General features: G+C 33.2%; 19 protein-coding genes. 8 read left to right on the top strand and 11 right to left on the bottom strand.

Features of this window, described 5'->3' with window-relative positions:
- The first annotated feature begins 22 nt into the window (after positions 1 to 22).
- From prfB to lpxD, 3 genes are all read left to right on the top strand, one after another.
- Positions 23 to 1,121 (top strand): peptide chain release factor 2 gene (prfB, locus tag RT99_RS08010; RefSeq protein WP_117614803.1). Its coding sequence is split into 2 segments (ribosomal slippage): positions 23 to 85 and positions 87 to 1,121, totalling 1,098 coding nucleotides; the frame shifts between segments, so codons are not numbered across the junction.
- A gap of 153 nt (positions 1,122 to 1,274) precedes the next feature.
- Entirely contained in the window at positions 1,275 to 1,721 is a 447-nt protein-coding gene (gene msrB / locus RT99_RS08005) for a peptide-methionine (R)-S-oxide reductase MsrB (protein ID WP_042564575.1), read from the top strand.
- Positions 1,722 to 2,376: 655 nt separating this feature from the next.
- A complete protein-coding gene (gene lpxD, locus RT99_RS08000) occupies positions 2,377 to 3,375 on the top strand; it encodes a UDP-3-O-(3-hydroxymyristoyl)glucosamine N-acyltransferase (protein ID WP_042564212.1) in 999 nt (332 codons plus the stop codon).
- Positions 3,376 to 3,449: 74 nt separating this feature from the next.
- Here the strand turns inward: lpxD and RT99_RS07995 are convergent, their stop codons facing one another.
- From RT99_RS07995 to RT99_RS07980, 4 genes are all read right to left on the bottom strand, one after another.
- Positions 3,450 to 3,656 (bottom strand): hypothetical protein, encoded by a 207-nt coding sequence (locus RT99_RS07995; RefSeq protein ID WP_042564211.1) that lies wholly within the window; start codon positions 3,654 to 3,656, stop codon positions 3,450 to 3,452.
- Positions 3,657 to 3,670: 14 nt separating this feature from the next.
- Positions 3,671 to 3,991: a DUF3817 domain-containing protein gene (locus tag RT99_RS07990; RefSeq protein WP_042564210.1), complete on the bottom strand. Its 321-nt coding sequence runs from the start codon at positions 3,989 to 3,991 to the stop codon at positions 3,671 to 3,673.
- A 2-nt stretch (positions 3,992 to 3,993) separates the two neighbouring features.
- Positions 3,994 to 4,452 (bottom strand): hypothetical protein, encoded by a 459-nt coding sequence (locus RT99_RS07985; protein ID WP_042564209.1) that lies wholly within the window; start codon positions 4,450 to 4,452, stop codon positions 3,994 to 3,996.
- 68 nt (positions 4,453 to 4,520) lie between these two features.
- Positions 4,521 to 5,111: a TetR/AcrR family transcriptional regulator gene (locus tag RT99_RS07980; protein ID WP_042564208.1), complete on the bottom strand. Its 591-nt coding sequence runs from the start codon at positions 5,109 to 5,111 to the stop codon at positions 4,521 to 4,523.
- A gap of 291 nt (positions 5,112 to 5,402) precedes the next feature.
- Here RT99_RS07980 and RT99_RS07975 point away from each other — a divergent pair, with 291 nt between their 5' ends.
- The 5 genes from RT99_RS07975 (at position 5,403) to hemN (ending at position 10,113) form a co-directional block, all read left to right on the top strand.
- Positions 5,403 to 7,031, top strand: a complete 1,629-nt coding sequence (locus RT99_RS07975) for an acyl-CoA carboxylase subunit beta (protein WP_042564207.1) — start codon at positions 5,403 to 5,405, stop codon at positions 7,029 to 7,031.
- Between the two features lie 122 nt (positions 7,032 to 7,153).
- Positions 7,154 to 7,576: a DoxX family protein gene (locus RT99_RS07970; RefSeq protein ID WP_042564206.1), complete on the top strand. Its 423-nt coding sequence runs from the start codon at positions 7,154 to 7,156 to the stop codon at positions 7,574 to 7,576.
- Positions 7,577 to 7,688: 112 nt separating this feature from the next.
- Complete coding sequence (locus RT99_RS07965; protein WP_042564205.1) at positions 7,689 to 8,036, top strand: hypothetical protein; 348 nt, start codon at positions 7,689 to 7,691, stop codon at positions 8,034 to 8,036.
- Positions 8,037 to 8,150: 114 nt separating this feature from the next.
- The gene (locus tag RT99_RS07960) at positions 8,151 to 8,621 is read left to right on the top strand and encodes a hypothetical protein (RefSeq protein ID WP_042564204.1); all 471 of its coding nucleotides are present in this window, start codon (positions 8,151 to 8,153) and stop codon (positions 8,619 to 8,621) included.
- 127 nt (positions 8,622 to 8,748) lie between these two features.
- Entirely contained in the window at positions 8,749 to 10,113 is a 1,365-nt protein-coding gene (gene hemN / locus RT99_RS07955) for an oxygen-independent coproporphyrinogen III oxidase (RefSeq protein ID WP_042564203.1), read from the top strand.
- Positions 10,114 to 10,115: 2 nt separating this feature from the next.
- Here the strand turns inward: hemN and RT99_RS07950 are convergent, their stop codons facing one another.
- From RT99_RS07950 to ccoS, 7 genes are read right to left on the bottom strand one after another with little or no spacing between them, the layout of a single operon-like run.
- Complete coding sequence (locus RT99_RS07950) at positions 10,116 to 10,817, bottom strand: sulfite exporter TauE/SafE family protein (RefSeq protein ID WP_042564202.1); 702 nt, start codon at positions 10,815 to 10,817, stop codon at positions 10,116 to 10,118.
- 11 nt (positions 10,818 to 10,828) lie between these two features.
- Positions 10,829 to 11,278 carry a FixH family protein gene (locus RT99_RS07945; protein WP_042564201.1) on the bottom strand — a complete coding sequence of 150 codons (450 nt, stop codon included), beginning with the start codon at positions 11,276 to 11,278 and terminating at the stop codon, positions 10,829 to 10,831.
- Positions 11,279 to 11,289: 11 nt separating this feature from the next.
- Entirely contained in the window at positions 11,290 to 12,708 is a 1,419-nt protein-coding gene (ccoG, locus tag RT99_RS07940; RefSeq protein WP_042564200.1) for a cytochrome c oxidase accessory protein CcoG, read from the bottom strand.
- Positions 12,709 to 12,714: 6 nt separating this feature from the next.
- Positions 12,715 to 13,653, bottom strand: a complete 939-nt coding sequence (locus RT99_RS07935; protein ID WP_042564199.1) for a cbb3-type cytochrome c oxidase N-terminal domain-containing protein — start codon at positions 13,651 to 13,653, stop codon at positions 12,715 to 12,717.
- 1 nt (position 13,654) lies between these two features.
- The gene (locus RT99_RS07930; RefSeq protein ID WP_042564198.1) at positions 13,655 to 13,849 is read right to left on the bottom strand and encodes a cytochrome c oxidase subunit IV; all 195 of its coding nucleotides are present in this window, start codon (positions 13,847 to 13,849) and stop codon (positions 13,655 to 13,657) included.
- A gap of 7 nt (positions 13,850 to 13,856) precedes the next feature.
- Complete coding sequence (gene ccoN, locus RT99_RS07925; RefSeq protein WP_042564197.1) at positions 13,857 to 16,040, bottom strand: cytochrome-c oxidase, cbb3-type subunit I; 2,184 nt, start codon at positions 16,038 to 16,040, stop codon at positions 13,857 to 13,859.
- A 2-nt stretch (positions 16,041 to 16,042) separates the two neighbouring features.
- A complete protein-coding gene (gene ccoS / locus RT99_RS07920) occupies positions 16,043 to 16,234 on the bottom strand; it encodes a cbb3-type cytochrome oxidase assembly protein CcoS (RefSeq protein ID WP_042564196.1) in 192 nt (63 codons plus the stop codon).
- Positions 16,235 to 16,328 lie beyond the last annotated feature (94 nt).

Here is a 16,328-nt window from a genome sequence, read left to right as displayed (position 1 = left end):
CATATAAAACTAATATTAATTTATGACAACTACCGAACAAATAAAAGGTATTGTGGAGCGCCTTGGTGCGTTGAGGAGGTATCTTTGACGTCGATGCCAAGCTAATCGAAATTGCCAACGAAGAAGAAAAAACCTTCGCACCCAACTTTTGGAACAACGCAAAAGAAGCCGAAGTAATTGTAAAAAACCTTCGAAACAAGAAAAAATGGATCGAAGATTACAACAAAGCAATCGAACTTACTGATGAATTGCAATTGGCGTATGATTATTATAAAGAAGGAGAACTTTCTGCAGAAGAATTAGACGAGCATTACAAAACAACGCAGGATCATATTGAAAACATCGAGTTCAAAAACATGCTTTCTGATGAAGGAGACAGTTTAAGCGCTGTTGTTCAAATTACTGCCGGAGCCGGCGGAACCGAAAGTTGTGACTGGGCCGGAATGCTAATGCGTATGTACATGATGTGGGGAGAAAGTTATGGCTATAAAATAAAAGAACTAAACTTTCAGGAAGGTGAGGTTGCCGGTATTAAAACGGTTACTTTAGAATTTGAAGGTGATTATTCTTTTGGTTACTTAAAAGGAGAAAATGGTGTACACAGATTGGTACGAATTTCACCTTTTGACAGTAATGCCAAACGTCACACATCGTTTGTATCTGTTTATGTTTATCCGCTTGTTGACGATAGTATCGAAATTGACATTAATCCTGCCGATATCGAAATTACAACGTCTCGCTCTAGTGGTGCGGGAGGACAAAACGTAAATAAGGTTGAAACCAAAGTACAATTGGTACACAAACCAACCGGAATCCAGATTCAATGTTCTGAAACGCGTTCTCAGCAAGATAACAGACAACGTGCTATGCAAATGTTACGTTCTCAGTTGTACGAAATTGAATTAAAGAAACAACAAGCACAACGTGCCGATATCGAAGCCGGAAAGATGAAAATCGAATGGGGTTCGCAAATACGTAATTATGTAATGCAGCCTTATAAATTGGTAAAAGATGTTCGTACAGGTTATGAAACCAGCGATGTTGACGGTGTGATGAATGGAAATATAGATCCGTTTCTGAAAGCTTTCTTAATGATGATGGGACAAAAAGAAGAAGAATAAATTTTAAAACATTTAAAATTTTTCTTTAAACCATTAAGATATTAAGTTTCATTAAGCTAAAACTTAATTTTTCTTATTATCTTAATGGTTTAAAATAATAAAGAACCAAGACTTATTTTTCTTAATGTCTTAATGGTTAAAAAAAATACGATTATGATAAAATGGGCAGATATAATTCGTTTTTCGAATAACGGAAATCCAACTCCTGAAAAAAGAGTGGAAAAAACCGAAGAAGAATGGAAACAAGTTTTAACTCCTGAAGAATATCAGGTAACACGCTTAAAAGGAACCGAGAGATCTTTTAGCTCTGAGCTTTGCAGTTTATTTGATCCGGGTATTTATGAATGCAAATGTTGTGGCACTGTGCTTTTTGATGCTTCTGAAAAATTTGAATCAGGAACCGGATGGCCTTCTTTTACACAACCAATTCAGGAAAATGCAATTGCATATCACGCCGACAAATCATACGGAATGATTCGTGTTGAAGTAGTTTGTAATACCTGCGATGCGCATTTGGGTCACGTTTTTCCTGATGGTCCCGAACCGAGCGGTTTACGTTATTGCATAAATGCGATTTCTCTTTCCAAAATAAAAGAGTAAATAAACTTTACATCATTTTAAAGCGACTTCTTTTCTGAAAAAGAAAGTCGCTTTTTTTATTGTTTTAAAAATAGTTTTTCCGAGTTTAAGTACTTAATAAATAGAATTTAAAAGGTAAAATAGAGTGTCTTCTTTTTAAAAAACAAAATACAAATAACAAAGAAATACCTTATAAATATTATACCAAATTTGAGAATTATCAAATAATCATTATTTTAACTAAAATTTTTTATCGATCCTTTTTTTCTCTGAATTAAAAACTGAAAAGAAAAATGAACACTTTAAAATTTAATAGTGATAGATTCTTTAAATCTTCTTTATCATAAAACGTAAGATAATCAGGCTTATTCTTTCTAAATTAATTCCTTTTTATATTTATAGCTAAATGACAACCAGAGGATTAAAAAGAAATCTAATGCCTTTTTTAAATTTAAAATAGATAATCAGAAGTTGTTTTAAGAGATAATTTTCTCATTAAAACAAGGTTCGTAAATTAGAAAACAATCAATAAATTAATACAATTTATGTTAATTTTATAATATTTATAACTTTATTTATAAAAGAATTTAAAAAACTTCAAAATAAGATTAGGTAATTCGAATCTAATTGATTTTATTTGGCAAAAAATAACCCCACAATCTATTAAATTCATTCGATGAAATCCTATTCAATTCAAGAAATTAATGAAGTAATTAATGGTGTAATTTATGGCACAACTTCACAATGCATTACAGCAACAGAGCAGCTAGAAAAAGCTACAACTTCAGAAATTTCATTTATAGGAAATAAAAAATATGAAAAATACTGGGAAGGTTCAAAAGCTTCAATTGCAGTTGTAAACGAAGACATTTCAATAGAGCCGGGAGACAATCGTGCTTTTATTAAGGTAAAAAATGCTGATTTGGCTATGTCTCAAATTTTGGCCCTTTTTGCTCCGCCTACTCCAATATTCCATAGTAATATTCACAAAACTGCAACAGTTGATGAAACAGCTATTATAGGTGAAGGAGCAAGAATTGGTGCAGGTTGTTATATTGGTCCAAAAGTAGAAATTGGTGCTAATGCTACCATCTATCCAAACGTAACAATTCTTGATGAATGTACTATTGGTAAAAATACAATTATCTGGTCCGGAACTGTAGTTCGTGAACGTTGTCATATTGGCAGCGATTGCATTATCCATCCAAATGCGACAATTGGTGCAGATGGTTTTGGTTTCCGTCCTTGCAGTGAAAAAGGCTTGGTAAAAATTCCACAAATTGGAAACGTAATTATCGGAAACGGAGTTGAAATTGGTGCAAATACTTGTGTCGATCGTGGCAAATTTAGTTCAACTGTTCTTGGTGATGGTTGTAAAATTGATAACTTAGTTCAAATTGGACATAACAGTAAATTAGGTAAATTTTGTATCATGGCCGGAAATAGTGGTTTGGCCGGTTCTGTAACTTTAGGAAACGGAGTTATAATTGGCGGAAGTGCATCTATAAAAGACCATACCACAATTGGTGACGGTGCTATTGTTGGTGCTGGTTCTGGTGTTACCGGAGATGTTCCTGCCGGAAAAACCATGTTAGGATATCCTGCAGTAGAAGCTCGTGATGCTTTGAAACAATGGGCTATTCTAAAAAGAATGGTTTGTGATTCTAAAAAATAATCCAAAAATAATTATATAAAAAAACAGAAGGTGACTTCTGTTTTTTTTGCTCTATACATAAGTGAAAGATTTATTTACAAGGCTTCACATTCAAAACCTAAAATTTTCATCAAAAAAATAATCTCTTTCATAATATCATTCTCCGATTCAAATCGTAAAATTCGATCACAATCTTCAAGATCAAAATTCCATTTCGAATTCGGAAATAGGGTATTCAATTTTGGAGCAATTCTTTTTACTTTCGAAGAAGAATTGACATTTGTTTTAAATACTAAAACCATAATTTAAATTGATTTTACTGTTGAGACATTATTTCAATTTTACTTAGAATTTTAGCATCAATATAAAAAGTCCCAAACGGAATTATACAGGCTAACAATACTTTCCATGTTGTGTTTTTAAATTTCCAGTTCTGCTCTACTCCTACACTTATTGTATTAAAGATAAAAAGCAAAAATAAAGCACCATGAATTGTACCCATAATTCTGGTCAGAAATGGTTCTGCAAAAACATACTTTAAAGGAACAGCAATAAATAATAATATCAACAAGGATGTTCCTTCTAAAAATCCAATAATTCGTAATCTTCCAATGTTTGTTTGAAGTAAATGTTTCATAATTATCTAAAATAAGGTCGGTTTGAAAATGGAGAAAATGGCCAGGGAATGGCAATAAAAATGATCAATAAAGCAACTGAAAACCACAATAACATAGTTTTAAACTTGTCATTGTCTGCTTTTTTTCTTTTGGCTAGAGCCGAACCAATTGTAATTAAAACAATTCCGGTTAACATCAGGAAAATATGAAGTATTCCAAAAAATGCAGTTTCAGAATTTTGAATTCCTTCTGAAAAATTCTTCCAAAAATATTTCACGATCGGACTTTGTACATAAATTAAAATCCCAAAAATTAATTGAATATGCGCAATTGTCGCCGTCCAGTGTCGAACAGCATTATCAGTTTTGGTAAATAATAATTGCGAAGTGTAACCTTTATAAGCCCTGAAAATAGAATACAATAAGCTTATTAATACGAGCCATCTAAGAAAAGAATGGCAAATTAAAAGAGTTTGATACATTGTTTTTTGATTTAGACAATGCAAATATATCCAAAAACATACTAATTAGTATGTTTTTGAAATTGATTTTATTTCAAACTATTCAAATAATTCCTAAACTCTTTTAAATAAACTATATAGCAGGAATTATTATCTTGTAATTTACCAAAATTTCGTATTCCCCAATAACCGGACATTATAAAATAAGCAACTTGTTCGCCATTTACATCTTTCCTTATTAATCCTGATTTTTGAGCATTTGCAACAGCTTTTTCAATAGTAATTTTCCATTGATCGACCAATTCAGTCAAAGCTTTACTAAACTGGTTATTCCACGGCGTCATTTCCTGCGTTAAATTCCCAACAGGACACCCATATTTTACCTGCAAAAAAGGATCGTCGAGAAGTAAATACGAAATCATGTTATAAAAATCTTCAATTGGATTTGCTGAATTTTCTACTGGTTTTATAAAACTTTCCAGCATTGTAGGTCTTAAAATTTCCTCAATAATAGCAACACCCATTTCATCCTTTGTTTTAAAATGGTAATAAAAAGCACCTTTCGTAACCTGAGTTGTCGCAATAATGTCATCGATACTCGTGGTTTGATACCCTTTTGAATAAATCAATTCAAATGCTTTTTGAAGAATTGTAAGTCGGGTGTTTGCAGCTTTAGACATAAAAAATACCAATTAGTATGAAACAGCAAATTAAGTTAAAAAAAGTGAATTTCGTTTAAAAATTCAATGAACCTAAAAAAAGGCGTTTCACTTGCATTAACACATCCTGATACTTCGGGACTATGTGTTAGAAACGAGTTTCTTTTGATTTACTTTTCAAACACATAAAACCTATGTTTCTATGTGTTTAATTAAATTTTACGCATTGTACCAAACGGATTAATTTATTATGCTAGTTTCAATTGATTTTGTAAATTAGCCAACACTATTTTGTAAAAACCACAATTTCTTATGGATTTAAACTTCAATAAAAACGAAGATCACAATAAATTATTACTTTCTGAATTAAAGCAAAGATTCACCAAAATAAAATTGGGTGGAGGAGAAAAACGTATTGAAAAACTACATGCCGAAGGCAAAATGACAGCGCGTGAACGTATCGCCTATTTGCTTGATGAAGGTTCAAAAAGTATTGAAATTGGAGGATTTGTTGGAGACGGAATGTATGCTGAACATGGCGGCTGCCCTTCAGGCGGAGTTGTGATTAAAATAGGATATATTCGAGGTAAACAATGCATTGTAGTGGCAAATGACGCTACTGTAAAAGCGGGAGCCTGGTTTCCTATTACAGGAAAAAAGAATCTTCGTGCGCAGGAAATTGCCATGGAAAACAGATTACCTATTATCTATTTAGTGGATAGTGCCGGGGTTTATTTACCGCTTCAGGATGAAATTTTTCCTGATAAAGAACACTTTGGCCGCATCTTTAGAAACAATGCCCAAATGAGCAGCATGGGAATTACGCAAATTGCTGCCGTAATGGGAAGCTGCGTTGCCGGAGGAGCTTATTTGCCTATTATGAGCGACGAAGCTTTAATTGTAGACAAAACCGGAAGTATTTTTCTTGCCGGAAGTTATCTCGTAAAAGCGGCCATTGGAGAAACTATTGATAATGAAACGCTTGGCGGAGCAACAACACATTGCGAAATCTCCGGCGTGACAGATTATAAAGCAAAAGACGATAAAGACGCTCTTGATAAAATAAAAAATATTGTAGATAAAATTGGCGATTTTGATAAGGCTGGTTATAGCCGAATCAAAGCTGAAAAACCCGCTCTTGAACCAAAAGATATTTACGGAATTCTGCCAAAAGCCCGAAACGAGCAATACGATATGATGGAAATCATCAATCGTTTGGTTGATAATTCTGAGTTTGAAGCTTATAAAGATGGCTACGGTCAAACTATTATAACAGGTTATGCCCGAATCGACGGCTGGGCTGTTGGAATTGTTGCGAATCAAAGAAAAGTTGTAAAAACCAAGAAGGGAGAAATGCAGTTTGGTGGTGTAATTTATTCTGACAGTGCCGATAAAGCAACACGTTTTATTGCCAATTGTAATCAGAAGAAAATTCCGTTGGTATTTTTACAAGATGTTACTGGTTTTATGGTTGGGTCAAAATCTGAGCATGGCGGAATTATAAAAGATGGTGCCAAAATGGTAAATGCAGTTAGTAATTCAGTAGTTCCAAAATTTACTGTTATTGTAGGTAATTCATACGGTGCAGGAAATTATGCCATGTGCGGAAAAGCTTATGATCCGAGATTAATTTTTGCCTGGCCAAGTGCGGAACTTGCTGTTATGGGCGGAACTCAGGCTGCAAAAGTATTGGCACAAATTGAAGCTTCTTCGCTTAAAGCAAAAGGAGAAATCGTAGACGAAACCAAAGAAGCTGAATTATTCAATAAAATAAAGGCACGTTACGACGAACAAACTTCGCCTTATTATGCGGCATCAAGATTGTGGACAGATGCCATTATCGATCCGCTAGATACACGTACCTGGATTTCAATGGGAATCGAAGCTGCCAACCATGCTCCTATTCAAAAACCATTTAATTTAGGCGTTATTCAGGTATAACTTTTTAGTTTTTTTTCAAATGCGTAAAAAAATAATACATAATTTATTTTTAAGTCTCTAAAAAATAACTATCTCATTAAAAATTAGTAACTTAGTGTGTAATTTTTAATTAGCGTAGTATCATGGAAAATGTAAAAAGTTTAAATAAATGGGCCAATTCGCACACTTATTTACCAGTAGATTTAGTACGTATTATATTGGGTGTTTTTTTATTTATGAAAGGAGTTTCATTTGTAACGAATGTCCAGTATTTACATGATTTGATTTCTCCTATTGATCGTTTTGGCGGCGGAATGTTTCTTTTGCATTACATCGCACCAGCTCACATGATCGGCGGGATTATGATTGTTTTTGGATTGCTAACCCGTTGGGCAATAGCTGCTCAGTTACCAATTTTATTTGGAGCTGTCCTTGTTAATTTTATGGGACACATGCATTCTCAAAGCTTAATTTTGGCAATAGCTGTATTATTACTTTGTATTTTCTTTTTGATTTATGGAGGCGGAAAACATTCAGCCGATTATTATTTCAAAATGCAGCAATAACACGATTTATCCTCGACTTTTTACATTTGTTGGGGATAGATATGTCTTCTTTTAACATTAATTAGCATTTTAAAGTTTCGTTTATTGTATTTTATGAACTAATTTCGCCAGCATGAATTGGATTCGTAAAACAATTATTTTTGTATCACTTTTGATCATCACTTTATTTGCTTTTCAGGCAAATGAAGCTGGTGTACCAAAAATTGAAAATAAAAAAACGAATCCTGCCTTTTCAGTAGAAAATGTTGACACATCAGAATTTATACAACCACAAGCCAGTTATCATTTTGCGGCTAATATAAAAACAAGCCAATCAGTTTTAATTAAATGGTTTGAAACTTTATTGATGACAATTCCCGGTCATCAGGTTGTAAAATCAACAACAAATTTTGCCAATCAATTCTCAAATCAGAGTAAGAAAATATCTTTATTGCTCTATCCCTTCCATTATTTCTGGTAATTAAATTAATGAAACTTATCGGGAAGAATATCTTCTTCCAAAATTAATCAGGCCGTTTTCAACAACGAAAACAGTTTGTTATTTCATGTAATTTAATTCAAATTTAAAAACATAATGGATACAAGTGTAACTATAATTGGTATTGTGATTGCGATCATAGTAGCCATTCCGGTATATTTTTCTGCACGAACAAGTGCTGCAAACAAATCAAAGATCTTAAATATCAAAAAGAAATTCAATCCGGTAAATCCGGAAGATTTTGATTTAACAGAATCTCAAAGCAATAAAACGCTGACGATTGATCAAAAAAACAGAAAATTTATTTTAATGAATTTCAATCCCAATAAACAAGAATCAACGTTTGTAGATTTAAAAACGGTTTCATCCTGCAAATTAATTCCAACTACTGACGGAAATTCAGATACAATCTTAAAAATTGATTTCGAGTTTCAGGAAAAAGAAACATCAAAAAAAATCACGATTCCATTCTACGATTTTGACGACGACAGAATTAAGCAAATAAGTGCTTATCAAGATCATCAGTTTGCAAAAAAATGGCTTAAAATCATTCAGGATTCTATTTAGTGTTAGTTATTTAATTCAGTAAAAAGAGGCTCATTTTGAGTCTCTTTTTTTTTACGATAAATATGACATTTATCATTTTATATTTTAAGCCTGTTAATTAATTTTGATAGTCCAAAAATGTACTCTTATGAAAATTTCACTGATCCAAAAATACAATGTCCCTGGTCCAAGATATACGAGCTATCCAACTGTTCCGTATTGGAACGAAGCTGGTTTTAGCCAGGAAAAATGGATAGAATCGTTTCAGAAAGCTTTTTCAGAAAGCAATTCAGAAAACGGAATTAGCTTGTACATTCACTTGCCTTTTTGCGAAAGCATGTGTACTTTTTGCGGATGCAACAAACGTATCACAAAAAATCATTCAGTTGAAGAAACTTATATAAAAGCGCTGCTAAAAGAATGGAGCCTTTATTGCAGACTACTTCCGGAAAAGCCCTTAATAAAAGAGATACATTTAGGCGGAGGAACACCAACATTTTTCTCAACAAATAATTTAGAACATCTTATAAATGGCATTTTTTGTTTTGCCAATAAGGCCGAGAATTACGAATTTAGTTTTGAAGGGCATCCAAATAATACAACTTACGAACAGCTTAAAAAATTATATGATTTAGGTTTTCGCCGGGTAAGTTTTGGTGTTCAGGATTATGCAGAAAAAGTACAAAAAGCAATTCATCGTATTCAGCCTTTTCACAATGTTGCAAAAGTAACTTTTTGGGCAAAAGAAATTGGATACACTTCTATAGGTCACGATATTATATTCGGACTGCCATTTCAAACAATTGAAGATGTTGTGGATACGGTTGAAAAAACAAATTCATTAAGACCAGACAGATTAGCATTTTATAGCTATGCACACGTGCCATGGATAAAAGGAAATGGTCAGCGTGGATTCAATGAAGAGAATCTTCCTAAAGATGCCGAAAAAAGAAAACTATACGAAATAGGAAAACAAGTACTTTCTAAAAATGGTTATCACGAAATTGGAATGGATCACTTTGCATTACAATCAGATAGTTTGTATAAAGCTTCTCAAAACAAAAAACTCCATAGAAATTTTATGGGTTATAGCGCCTCAAAAACACAATTAATGATTGGTTTGGGTGTTTCATCTATTAGCGATAGCTGGTACAGTTTTGCACAAAACACTAAAAACCTGGAAGATTATTATCAATTATTAGAATGGGATAAATTGCCTGTTGTAAAAGGACACATTCTTGATAATGAGGATTTGATTATTCGAAAACATATTCTAAATCTAACATGCGAATTTGAAACTTCATGGAGCAATGAAAACCTTTATTTTAATGATCTTGGAAATGTAATCTCAGATTTAAAAGAAATAGAAAACGACAATTTAATTGTGATTGAAGAAAATAAAATTAAAATTACAGAAGCGGGAAGGCCTTTTGTACGCAATATTTGTATGGCTTTTGATTTACATTTAAAAAGAAAATCTCCAGAAACCAGCTTGTTTTCTATGACAGTTTAGATTTAGTGACAATTAGGCACTTGCTGCACAAATAAACTCATATTTGATGGAGATAAATACGGAATTCCAAGTCCCAGACCTCTAAGAATAAATAAAACACCAATAATCACAGCAACATAAGGAATTGCTTTTTGTATTTTATTTCTAAAAGACATTTTTAATAAAGAATGTAAATATACTACCGCCGTCATTAAAGGAATGGTACCTAATCCGAATAAAAGCATGTACAAAACTCCATAACCGGCACTTTGCATGGCTATTGCTCCAAATAAAGCTACGTAGACCATTCCGCATGGTAAAAAGCCGTTTAAAAGCCCGATTATAAAAAGCGATTTATAACTTTTGTTTTTAAAATGACTTCCTAAATTAGATTTGATTTTTGAAATCAGCTTATAAACGGGTTTTGAAAAATTGTATTCTGAAAATATTTTTTCCGGAATCAAAACAATGATTATCATCAATATTCCAATAAAAATAGACATTTTTTGTTGTAATCCCGCCAGAAAGAAACCTCTCCCTAGTAATCCAAAGATTAACCCAATTGTTGCATACGCTGTTAAGCGGCCAATATGATAGGTAACAATTTGAGTTGTTTTCTTTACTTCATTTTGATGATCTACAGGTAACATCATGGCAATTGGACCACACATTCCTATACAGTGAAAACTACTAATTAGCCCGAATATGAAAGCAGAATACAACATTTTTCGTCTTATTAATTTACATAAACAACCTCTTTTGACAAGTATTTTTTACCATCGTATTGCCATTCCATATTAACATCCCAGCGGCCTTTGATGAGTTTGTTTTTAGGAATTAATAATGAAGATTTTGTTAAAGCGATAGGCGTATTAAAATCGAATTTTTTGTTTGAAGGTCTGTATAATAATATGTTTCCTTTTATTTTATCACTTTCAAATTTTACAGGAAAAATTATTTCTACTCCGTCCTCAACATATTTTATAGTTGGTCTTTGCTGTAAATCATGTGCATTTTGAATTCGGGCCATTTCATCCTGAAAATGCGAGTCATGTTTGTAATATTCTTCTACAACCAAATCATTATCATATTTACTATTTGACTGTACTTCAAAAACAAAATATAGAATGAAGGTCATAAATAACCCAAATGCTATCACTATTCCGGTTCCCCAATTTATTTTCATGGTATTATTTTTTAATTAAAACTTCGCGGTCCTAAAAAGTTTGTTGTGGTGGTTTCAAGCAACTCATTTCCGTTATAAACACCTATTTTTACTTTGGTTTTATCACTTTCTAAAATAGCCTGATCAATTTCTATAAAAAGAGTTCCTTGCGAAATTCCTTCTTTTATAATTTTAAAATGCTCACTACCAACATTTTTAATATCTCCTTTTTGATCAATCAATTCAAAATGAATATCATTATAATCCTTCATTGTTTTATTGACGATCTTATAGGTGTAAACATTACTAATTTTATCGCCTTTATGTTGAAAAAGCTGTCCCGGCAAACGCAAAATAATAGCCTGAACATCGGCACGTAAAAAAAGCATTCCAACAAAAACACTCAATAAAATAAATAAAACTGCAGTATAACCTTTCATTCTGGCAGTAAACTTGAAAGGCTCCTTTTTTACAATTTCATCTTCAGATGCATAACGAATAAGTCCTTTGGGCAAACCAACAGAATCCATTATAGAATCGCATTCATCAATACAAGCAGTACAATTTGTACATTCTAATTGTGTTCCGTTTCTAATATCGATTCCCATGGGGCAAACATGCACACACTGATGACAATCAATACAATCTCCTTTTCCGGTAGTAGCCCTGTCTTCCTTTTTATTAAACTTGGCACGTCCCTCTTCTTTTTCACCTCTCACAAAATCATACGCGACGTTTATCGATTTATTATCTAAAAGTACACCTTGCAATCGGCCATAAGGACAGGCAATAATACAAACCTGTTCGCGAAACCAGACAAAAACAAAATAAAAAACACCTGTAAAAATTAGTAACGCAATAAAATTACTGGCTTGCGCAATAGGTCCTTGCTCAATCATTAAAAACAAAGTATCACTTCCTACCAAATAAGCAAGAAAAACATTGGCAATACCAAAAGAAATCAGAAAAAAGATAATCCATTTAATGACTCTTTTTCGGATTTTTTCTGCATTCCACTCTTGTCTTGACAAACGTAGCTGTGCACCTCGATCACCGTCGATCCAATATTCTATTCTACGAAAAACCATTTCTAAGAAAATAGTCTGCGGGCAAATCCACCCACAAAATATTCTTCCAAAAACAACTGTAAACAATATTATAAAAACAATACCAACGAGCATTGAAATTACAAAAAGATAAAAATCCTGTGGCCAAAATGGAAAACCAAAAATATTAAAACGACGTTCCAAAATATTGAACATCATAAATTGGTTTCCGTTTATTTTTATAAACGGATTAGCAACTAATATTGCCAATAGCACATAACTAACCCATTTTCGATAATCATAGAATTTACCAGACGGTTTTTTAGGAAAAATATATTTTCTCTTACCACCTTCGTCAATCGTTCCAATGGTATCTCTAAATGCTTCGTCTGGTAAATTTGACATGACTTATTATTTTTTAACTTCTGTACTATCAGCTGGTTTTCCATTTGCTATATCGGGGTGCGGAGCATTTTCATCAACCCAAACTTCCCCTTCTGCTTCTTTTGGATCTTTTGGATTACTTCCTTGTAAAGACAAAATATAACTGGCTACTTTTTGAATTTCTTTAGGTTTTAAGGTTCCTTTCCATGAAATCATCCCTTTACCATCACGACCTCCATTTGTTATAGTATGAAACAGGTTTTTAATTCCGCCACCCAAAATCCAGCGATCATCTGTTAAATTTGGTCCGATTTGTCCACCACCATCAGCTCGGTGACACGCAGCGCAATTTGTTGTAAAAATTTCTTTACCAGCATCTAAATTTTCTTTATCTGTCAGTAAAACAACAGTTTTCTCGTCCATCAAATCAGGTGCTGTTTTAAGATATTCATCAACATCAATTTTCGCCTGAGCCATTTCTTTTTTAAGCTCCATTTCCTGATCATCGGCACCAAAAACATCATAACGGGCAACATAAATTACTCCAAAAATAATGCAGGCATAAAACAGATAAACCCACCATGGCGGCAAATTATTATCCAATTCCTTAATTCCGTCATAATCATGATCCATTAGCAAAGCCCCTTCATTTTCGATAGGCTGCGTTTTAGTAAGCTTATGCATTAGGTCTTTGTACCAGGTACTTTCTTTTAGACTTAAACTGTTTTCATAGTCTGACTGCGCCTTTTCTTCCGGTGACATTAATTGATACATCACACGATTTACAGCACTTAACGTAATTTCAATTGCAATTAGAATGAAGAGAAATACAAATAAAAAAACTGAAACCATTGGGTATTTTATAAAAGCGGCTCTGTCACCTGAATCTATAAAATACTCCATCAATCCGAAAACGATGAAGAAAATCACCGGTACTCTTACATATACTGGGAAAAATTTTTTCATTTTAAATATCTTTTGAAATTAAACTATTTCCTTCATCTAAAGGTATTTGACTCATCTCCTTAATTTTTTCTTTTTTATATGTAAAGACCCAAAGACCTAAGAATACAAAAAAGAAGAAAAATATCAGCAGAGAGAGAATCGGGTAAATTTCGATACCCGATATATTCTCCATATTGTGTTTTATTTGTTCGAACATAATACTATTATTTAGTCTCTTTTACTTTTATATCTGTTCCAAGTCTTTGTATATATGCAATTAAAGCAACAATTTCTCTTTCATTCATCGGAACAAATTTTTCTCCTCTTGCAGCAGCATTTTTCTTGCTTTCCTCGTAACTTTTCACAAAATCAGGGTCGTTTTCTAAGTTTTTCTCGATTGATATTGCCTGAGTTCTTAATGTTTGCTGCGCATTTGAAATTTCAGATTCAGAATACGGAACACCTAAAGAAACCATTGCCTGCATTTTCTTTTGAGTTAAAGAAATGTCCATTGGTTTATTATCAAATAACCATTTATAACCTGGCATGATTGAACCTGCAGAAATACTTTGTGGATTCCAAAAGTGGTTAAAATGCCAATTGTCATTATATTTTCCACCAATTCTCAACAAATCAGGACCTGTACGTTTTGACCCCCAAAGGAATGGATGATCGTATACAAATTCACCTGCTTTTGATTGTGGTCCATAACGCTCCACTTCACTTCTAAATGGTCGAACTGATTGTGAATGACAGCCTACACAGCCTTCTCTGATATATAAATCACGGCCTTCAAGTTCTAAAGGTGAATAAGGTTTTACACTTGAAATAGTTGGAATATTAGATTTTACCATAATTGTTGGTACAATCTGAATTACACCTCCAATTAAAATAGCAATGGTAGCCAAAATGGTCAATTGAATTGGTTTTCTTTCTAACCATGAATGGAATTTTTCTCCATTTATTCTGCCACTGCTTATTCTTTGCAATGCCGGAGCCTGAGCCAATTCATCCTCAACAGTTTCACCAGCTTTAACCGTCATGATAATATTGTAAACCAATGTAAGCATACCAACTAAATACAAAGTACCTCCAATTGCTCTCATCCAGTACATTGGCATGATTTGCGTAACTGTTTCAAGGAAGTTTCCGTAAGTCAAAGTACCATCAGGGTTAAATTGTTTCCACATTGAGGCTTGAAGAAACCCTGCAACATACATAGGTAAAGCATATAATATAATTCCTAATGTACCAATCCAGAAATGGAAATTAGCTAATTTAGTAGAGAATATTTTGCTTTTTGTCATTCTTGGAACTAACCAATAGATGATACCAAATGACATGAAACCATTCCATGCCAAAGCTCCAACGTGTACGTGGGCAATAATCCAGTCCGTATAGTGTGCAATAGCATTTACATTTTTTAACGAAAGCATTGGGCCTTCAAAAGTTGCCATTCCGTATCCGGTAATTGCTACTACGAAAAACTTTAAAACCGGCTCTTCACGCACTTTGTCCCACGCACCTCTTAAAGTTAAAAGTCCGTTGATCATTCCTCCCCAAGATGGTGCAATCAACATTATAGAAAATGCTACTCCTAAGTTTTGCGCCCAATTTGGTAAAGCTGAATATAATAAGTGGTGTGGTCCGGCCCAGATATAAATAAAGATCAAAGACCAGAAATGTATAATTGATAAACGATAAGAATAAATTGGCCTATTGGCTACTTTTGGAACAAAGTAATACATTAAACCTAAAAATGGTGTCGTTAAGAAAAAGGCAACTGCATTATGTCCGTACCACCATTGTACAAGCGCATCCTGAACTCCTGCGTAAACTGAATAACTTTTAAGAGCAGAAACCGGAAGTTCGATATTATTGAAAATGTGTAAAACAGCAACTGTTACAAACGTTGCAAGATAAAACCAAATAGCTACATACAAATGACGTTCTCTACGTCTTAACATTGTACCTATCATGTTGATTCCCATTACTACCCAGATTAACGCTATGGCAATATCAATTGGCCATTCTAATTCAGCATACTCTTTTGAAGAAGTATATCCTAAAGGCAAAGTAATAGCAGCGGCAACAATAATAAGCTGCCAGCCCCAGAAGTGCAAACTACTTAAAAAATCGCTAAACATTCTGGCTTTTAGCAATCGCTGTAACGAGTAATACATACCCGCAAAAAATGCATTTCCAACAAAGGCAAAAATAACCGCATTGGTGTGCAAAGGTCTTAAACGACCATAACTAAGCCATGAGATCCCATCTGTCATGTTGGGAAAAAGGTACATAACCGCCAGGGTTAGCCCCACTAACATACCCACAACTCCAAAAAGGATAGTGGCGTAAATGAATTTTTTTACAATTTTGTTGTCGTAATAAAACTGTTCCATTTCCATAATTATACTTGTTTTTCTTCGGTTGGTGAAATATTATTTTTTGAAGTAATTTTGGTCTCGTCATCAAAAAGCATTCTGACCGAGGGTGTATAATCATCATCATATTGTCCCGATTTTACAGCGACAATAAAGGCAATAAAGAAACAGATTGCGACAAAAATACTTACTGAAATTAATAGATAAATGACACTCATACCCTAAATTTATGTTAACAAAATTAATAGGTAACAGGCTTGTAAAATATGATAATTATCATGATTGAAAAGATATACTAAAAGTAGGAAAAAT

This window comes from Flavobacterium sp. MEB061, assembly GCF_000834715.1.
Classification (GTDB): Bacteria; Bacteroidota; Bacteroidia; order Flavobacteriales; family Flavobacteriaceae; genus Flavobacterium; species Flavobacterium pectinovorum.
Note: the sequence above shows the minus strand (reverse complement) of the source record. Positions and strands in the feature narration are given on the sequence as shown.